Below are 481 nucleotides of genomic sequence, written 5' to 3' on the forward strand. Positions count from 1 at the left end.
GGGAGGGATGTTGGGTGAGATGAGGGAGCTGTGGGAGGGGGGGATGGGGACGATCGGGATGGTGTAGGGAAAGTGGAGGGGTGGGGGGGGGTAGGGGGAGAGGGTGGGGAGAGGGGAGGTGGGTGGAAGGGGGCGGGGAAGGGGAGGGTGAAGATGAGGGAGAGGAGGAGGATGGGGTGGAGGGTGAAGATTGGGGGGGAGGGGGAGAGGGAGAAGGAGGAGTGGATGGTGGTGGTGGGGTGGGAGAGGGAGGGTGGGAAGGGGGAGAGGTGTTTGGTATGGGGGGTTAGGGGGTGGTGATGTTGATGGTGGGGGTGAAGAAGAGAGGGAGGGGGGTGATGGAGTGGGAGGAGGGGAAGGAGTATGGGGGGGGGGATTGGGATGTGAGGGAAGGTGGGGAGGAGAGGGATGAGTGGGGTGGGGGTGGGGGGGATGATGGGGGAGATGTAGAGGAGGGGGGGGCGATGGGTGCTGGGGCGGA

At 66.1% G+C, this 481-nt stretch carries 1 protein-coding gene; it reads left to right on the plus strand.

Annotation, left to right across the window (positions count from 1 at the left end):
• Positions 1-153: 153 nt before the first annotated feature.
• Entirely contained in the window at positions 154-300 is a 147-nt protein-coding gene (locus FS507_RS19855) for a hypothetical protein (protein ID WP_186314744.1), read from the plus strand.
• Positions 301-481 lie beyond the last annotated feature (181 nt).

This window comes from Corynebacterium glyciniphilum AJ 3170 (assembly GCF_007673095.1).
Classification (GTDB): domain Bacteria; phylum Actinomycetota; class Actinomycetes; order Mycobacteriales; family Mycobacteriaceae; genus Corynebacterium.

Excerpts from the sequence above, each read along its gene's own strand:
- FS507_RS19855 (WP_186314744.1), top strand. The coding sequence starts at position 154 with ATGAGGGAGAGGAGGAGGATGGGGTGGAGGGTGAAGATTGGGGGGGAG.